The 6,000-nt window shown below is 44.9% G+C and carries 6 protein-coding genes; 4 read left to right on the top strand and 2 right to left on the bottom strand.

Translation table 11 applies throughout. The features are described 5' to 3' along the window. Positions 1–176: 176 nt before the first annotated feature. Positions 177–1,757: an isocitrate lyase gene (locus A3738_RS07540; protein ID WP_068475797.1), complete on the bottom strand. Its 1,581-nt coding sequence runs from the start codon at positions 1,755–1,757 to the stop codon at positions 177–179. Between the two features lie 304 nt (positions 1,758–2,061). Here A3738_RS07540 and A3738_RS07545 point away from each other — a divergent pair, with 304 nt between their 5' ends. From A3738_RS07545 to A3738_RS07555, 3 genes are read left to right on the top strand one after another with little or no spacing between them, the layout of a single operon-like run. After that, positions 2,062–3,402: a TRZ/ATZ family hydrolase gene (locus A3738_RS07545; RefSeq protein WP_068475799.1), complete on the top strand. Its 1,341-nt coding sequence runs from the start codon at positions 2,062–2,064 to the stop codon at positions 3,400–3,402. Beyond that, positions 3,402–4,118, top strand: a complete 717-nt coding sequence (gene ubiG, locus A3738_RS07550; RefSeq protein ID WP_068473962.1) for a bifunctional 2-polyprenyl-6-hydroxyphenol methylase/3-demethylubiquinol 3-O-methyltransferase UbiG — start codon at positions 3,402–3,404, stop codon at positions 4,116–4,118. The genes A3738_RS07545 and ubiG overlap by 1 nt, the downstream gene beginning before the upstream one ends. A 1-nt stretch (position 4,119) precedes the next feature. Beyond that, on the top strand, positions 4,120–4,776 hold the full coding sequence (locus A3738_RS07555; protein WP_068475801.1) for an HAD family hydrolase: 657 nt from the start codon (positions 4,120–4,122) through the stop codon (positions 4,774–4,776). Positions 4,777–4,781: 5 nt separating this feature from the next. Here the strand turns inward: A3738_RS07555 and A3738_RS07560 are convergent, their stop codons facing one another. Further along, complete coding sequence (locus A3738_RS07560) at positions 4,782–5,681, bottom strand: hypothetical protein (protein WP_156502553.1); 900 nt, start codon at positions 5,679–5,681, stop codon at positions 4,782–4,784. A 126-nt stretch (positions 5,682–5,807) separates the two neighbouring features. On the opposite strand from A3738_RS07560, the gene A3738_RS07565 reads away from it, so the two are divergent. Further along, positions 5,808–6,000: response regulator (locus A3738_RS07565; protein ID WP_156504060.1), on the top strand; the 193-nt coding region annotated here is incomplete at its 3' end.

Here is a 6,000-nt window from a genome sequence, read left to right on the forward strand (position 1 = left end):
ATTAAGAACTCTTGCCTTACGAGAGAGGATTAGAAGTGTTTTTCGCGCCGCCCGCTTTTAGAGCCCGGTCTTTGATCAAGAGCTGCCAGCGTAGTATTCGACCCCATAAACAAAAAAGGCCACCCGAAGGTAGCCTCTTTTTAACTTCTATTAGTCTCGAATTAAGAACTTTTGCCTTACGAGAATTGGTTAGAAGTGTTTTTTGCGCCGCCCGCTTTAAGCGCACGATCACCAGCGTAGTACTCTTTGTGATCATCACCAAGGTCTGAACCAGCCATGTTTTGGTGCTTAACACATGCGATACCTTGACGGATCTCTTTACGCTGAACACCTTCAACGTAACCAAGCATACCTTGCTCACCGAAATACTCTTTCGCTAGGTTGTCTACAGACAACGCAGTAGTGTGGTAAGTAGGTAGAGTGATCAAGTGGTGGAATACGTTCGCTTCACGCGCAGTATCCGCTTGGAAAGTCTTGATACGCGCATCAGCAGCTGCTGACAATGCAGAATCATCATATTCAGCAGACATTAAGTTTGCACGATCGTATGCAGAAACATCTTCGCCCGCTTCAACCATTGCGTCATATGCTTGCTGACGGAAGTTCAATGTCCAGTTGAAAGATGGCGAGTTGTTGTAAACAAGTTTCGCATCTGGGTGAACTTTACGTACGTCGTTCATCATGCCCGCGATCTCGTGTACAGTTGGGACTGCGGTTTCGATCCAAAGAAGGTCTGCACCAGCATTGATCGCACCGATACAATCGAATACGCAACGCTCATGACCAGTACCTTGACGGAATTGGTAAAGACCAGAAGGAAGACGCTTAGGACGAACAAGCTTGCCGTTACGATTAATAACAACATCACCTTCGTTCATGTCAGCTACGTCGATTTCTTCAACATCTAGGTAAGAGTTGTAGATGTCGCCTTCGTCGCCTGGCTCATTAACAACAGCGATTTCTTTAGTTAGGCCAGCACCTTCAGAGTCAGTACGCGCAACAATTAGACCGTCGTCAACACCTAGCTCTAGGAACGCGTAACGTAGTGCACGGATCTTCCCGTGGAAGTCAGCGTGTGGAACAGTTACTTTACCGTCTTGGTGACCACATTGCTTCTCGTCAGCAACTTGGTTTTCGATCTGTAGGCAGCAAGCCCCAGCTTCGATCATTTGCTTAGCCATTAGGTAAGTCGCTTCTGCGTTACCGAAACCAGCATCGATGTCAGCTACGATTGGCACAACGTGCGTTTCGTGATTGTCGATCGCTTCGATGATTTTTGCTTCTTCAGCAGCATCACCAGCTTCACGTGCTTTATCAAGTGCACGGAAAAGACCACCAAGCTCACGCGCATCAGCTTGACGTAGGAAGGTGTAAAGCTCTTCTACAAGACCAGCTACTGCAGTTTTCTCGTGCATAGATTGGTCAGGAAGTGGACCGAAGTCTGAACGAAGTGCTGCAACCATCCAACCTGAAAGGTATAAGTAGCGACGCTCAGTTGAACCGAAGTGTTTCTTGATAGAGATAAGCTTTTGTTGACCAACGAAACCGTGCCAGCAGCCTAGAGACTGAGTGTACTTAGTTTTGTCTTTATCAAACTCAGCCATGTCACGACGCATGATGCCAGCTGTGTACTTAGCTACGTCCAGACCAGTTTTGAATTTGTTTTGAAGGCGCATACGAGCTGCTGATTCAGCACTTACACCTGGGAAAGAGTTAGCAACTTCTGCTGCTTGAACTTCTGCTTGATAACCTGACATTGGCTAATCCCTCTTTTTACGGATGACACCTTGCTCAGACAAAGCAAGGCCGTTTTTAGATTTCGGAGCGGATATTAAATCGAACCCCTACATAAATGAAATATATTGATGCAATAGCCGCTATACGCTGCATTGATAAAGCTATGAAATTTGATGCAACTTCGCGTGAAATTACGGATCAATGAGTCAAGTTTTGAAAGACTATTTCATAATATTCATTAGTGAATGAATATCGGTGGTGATAACCTGATCCCTTCACAATTTTCTCGCAAAAGACATTCAACTTGACCATCTGGTAAGGCGCATGATTCTTCACAACACCGCCCAAGTCAATACAAGAATTGACGCAGGAACAATACTCACAATTGATGACAATTTCACGACACTGACAGACCATTCTTTAATTATTGAGAATGGTGTAATTACACAGATTTCACCAACAGAATCAGTGCAACATATTATCGCATCCGAACATTATTGTTTGCCAAACCACGTCATTATTCCGGGCCTTATTAACGCGCATGGTCATGCATCAATGGCTTTACTTAGAGGTATTGCGAATGATTTACCGTTAAATATTTGGCTTCAAGAACATATATGGCCCGCTGAAGGCAAATGGGTCGATTCTGACTTCGTGTCATTCGGCGCGAAACTTGCGATGGCTGAAATGCTCAAGAGCGGAACGACAACGTTTAGCGACATGTATTTCTTCCCGGAGGTTGTCGCACAAATGGCGCAAACCGTTGGAATGCGCACCCAACTCGCTTGCCCTATTCTAGACTTCCCAACTGCATGGGGCAGCGGCCCAGATGAGTACATAGAAAAAACACTTGAGCTTCATCGCGCCTTCGAAAGCTCTGATTTAGTTCACATGGCGTTCGGGCCTCATGCGCCTTATACGGTTTCGGATGACCCTATAAGAAGTCTCATTAGCGCTGCACGTGAACATTCATTACCAATACAAATGCATGTGCATGAGACTCAGAAAGAAGTTAATGACGCTGTAACAAACTCGGGTAAGCGACCGATTAAACGGCTATCAGAGCTGGGGCTCTTCGATCCCGATTTAAATACACAAGCGGTACATATGACAGCGCTAACGGAATCAGAAATTAGCTTGTTAGCCAAAACTAATACAAGTGTTATTCACTGTCCTGAGTCTAATATGAAACTCGCCAGTGGATTCTGTCCTACCCAAGCTCTCTCTGCCGCAGGGGTTAATATCGCGTTAGGAACAGATGGAGCAGCGTCAAACAATGATCTGGATATGCTAGGCGAGATGCGCACAGCCGCCCTAATCGCCAAAGGTGACACCGGTGACGCAACAGCTCTTTCTGCTAAAGAGTGTATCCGTATGGCAACCATCAATGGTGCAAAAGCTTTAGGTTTAGAGCAGCTGATCGGAAGCTTAGAAGTCTACAAACAAGCAGACATCGTAGCCATTGATCTCGATCACTTAAACACTCTGCCTAGTTATGATCTTCCTGCAGACATCGTATACAACACCAATGCCTCACAAGTAACGCACACTTGGGTTAACGGCAAACTTTTGGTAGATTGCGGCCACCTTACCGGCATTGACGAAGACATGTTAAAAGACGAAGCTCGCCAATGGGGCCAAAAGATAAAGTCTGGGAATAAATAATGACTCAAACGCTTAATAAGAACGTCGACCAATCTGAAGTTGCAAAATTCGAAGCGCTTGCCAATCGATGGTGGGACAAAAACAGCGAATTTAAACCGTTGCACGACATAAATCCGTTACGAGTTAACTATATCGACGAGCGCAGCTCTCTGGCAGGCAAAAAGATTCTCGACGTTGGTTGTGGTGGCGGCATATTGTCCGAAGCTATGTCTCAGCGAGGAGGCTTGGTTCAAGGCATTGATATGGGTGAAGCTCCACTGGGTGTGGCGCAATTACACAGTCTAGAGTCAGGTCTTGATATAACCTATACCCAAATCACTGCCGAAGAGTTAGCAGACCAAACTCCAGGCGAATATGATATTGTGACATGCTTAGAAATGCTAGAGCACGTTCCGTCTCCATCATCGGTAATTCAAGCGTGCCAGCGCCTGCTTAAGCCCGGTGGAGACCTTTTCCTATCTACCATTAATCGCAATCCCAAAGCATATCTTTTCGCAATCGTTGGCGCCGAACACCTTATGAAGATGCTCCCTAAAGGAACGCACGATTTTAAGAAGTTCATCAAACCTTCAGAGCTTGGGGGCATGGTTCGTCAAGCAGGCTTAGAGATGCAGGATATATCAGGCATGACATACAATCCGCTGGTTAAAGAATACAAACTCAGCCGCGATGTAGACGTGAATTATTTGATGCACGCCATCAAACCCAAGGCATAAAATGGAACTTGAAGCAGTCTTATTCGATCTTGACGGTACGTTAGTTGACACTGCACCCGACTTCTACGTTACGGTCGAGAAGTTATTAGCACTCCACAATAAAGCCCCCATTGAACACGAAGTTATCCGAGCAGAGGTTTCTAACGGTTCACGAGCACTAACAAAACTATGCTTTCCGGAGATTACTGATCAAGATGAGTTCGAGCAGCTGCGCATGCAATTGTTGAATATCTATGCTGATGAAGTAGGTGCAAACGCAGTACTGTTTCCCGAAAATCGCGAGATTCTTGAAACCTTAAAGAGTAAAAACATTCCTTGGGGCATCGTAACCAACAAGCCACGACTTTATACCGAGCTTCTGATCAAGCGCACTAGTTTTCTCAAAAACTGTTCTGTATTAATTTGCGCGGATGATGTGCCAGTTGCTAAGCCAGACCCGACTGGAATTCTTGAAGCTTGCGCCAAGCTCCAAGTGTCTAGCAATAAAGTTCTATATGTTGGCGATCATGTTAGAGATGTACAAGCAGCCCACAACGCCGGTTGCGTATCAGCGATCGTTCCGTTTGGTTACTTCGATGAAGGCACGAATCTTAATGACCTAGGAGCACAGCATCTATTGAGAAATGCCAAGGACTTGATTCATTTTTTGGACAACTAATGGACTCAGAACTCAAATCGAATGCTCCCATCAAAAGCAGCTGCATTTTCTTCGACTTCATCTAAGTTAGGGCGATCGATAATCTCGCGCTGAACGCCTACACGAAACGTAAGTTGAACAAAATCCAACGGCGCGTACCCGCCGTGTAGATACAAAGAATTTAAAGCGCCATCATTGCCATTCCTATAATCGATTGAATGGGATTTATGGCCAAATCCAAGTCGAAGTTTCCGCGACAAATACCAAGCCAGTTCGCCATACCACGCATTTGATATATAACCACCGCCCTCTCTCCCTAGATTAGGATAAGGCGTTTTCTTTTCACGATGAGATAGCCCCACATCAAATACTAAATCTAGATCATAAGCTGTATAGATCTGTCGATACTTGATCTCACTGAAGCTAATGCGATAACCATCCCCGGACTCATACTCGCTGTAAAAATCTGCCTTCCCGGTATCGGTCAGATAAATAGACAAACCTAAACCACCGCCATTGAGTCGTTCTTCATCAAGGCGAGTTTCATGTCGCGTGCTGATATACGCGATCCGCCAGCTATGACTGAGTAAACGGTCATCATGCGAATACGTTAGCCTAACTCGATTAAAATCATCTTGGGGTGTTACATCATCAGCGCTAAGGCTTATCTCAAGGTAACTGACTCGCGCTAAGAACTCGTTTTCTAAAGGCGAAATCGAAGACTGATCAACAGGCGTAAGGTAATACCTAGCATTGACGCCGTGCTGCTTTTTGTCCTCGTCTTTGTGATGCTGGTCTGAGTCTTTTACAAGATAGTGCGTATCGAACTCGATTGAACTAGAAAATTCATTCGCAGCAAAAGCACTATTAGCGATTAATAGCCCATACAATGCTGCCCATACATACCTTAAGAATTCAATCCGCAAGCTCTACACCAAATCTCTGTAAAATTTAGCTACAAAAATAGGCGAAAAATAGATAATTTCGAGGCGTTTTAGCCTATTTCCTGTACTACGATTTTTTGAACCTAGCATCAAGAATAGATCGCCATTATGAAAATATTGCTCGTAGAAGACAGCCCAGTAAATCAACTCGTCACGAGCGCGCTACTTGAAACAATTGGCGTAGAACATTCAGTGGTAGATAACGGCCTTCTCGCATTTGACCTACTAATCAATGACAAGCAGCATGATATCGGTTTAATCCTAATGGATTGTCACATGCCGTTATTGAATGGATTTAAAG

This window comes from Oleiphilus sp. HI0066 (genome assembly GCF_001635725.1).

Bases quoted from the DNA above. Each gene is read 5' to 3' on its own strand.
- A3738_RS07555 (WP_068475801.1), top strand. From the start codon at position 4,120: ATGGAACTTGAAGCAGTCTTATTCGATCTTGACGGTACGTTAGTTGAC.
- A3738_RS07545 (WP_068475799.1), top strand. From the start codon at position 2,062: ATGATTCTTCACAACACCGCCCAAGTCAATACAAGAATTGACGCAGGA.
- ubiG (WP_068473962.1), top strand. From the start codon at position 3,402: ATGACTCAAACGCTTAATAAGAACGTCGACCAATCTGAAGTTGCAAAA.
- A3738_RS07540 (WP_068475797.1), bottom strand. From the start codon at position 1,757: ATGTCAGGTTATCAAGCAGAAGTTCAAGCAGCAGAAGTTGCTAACTCT.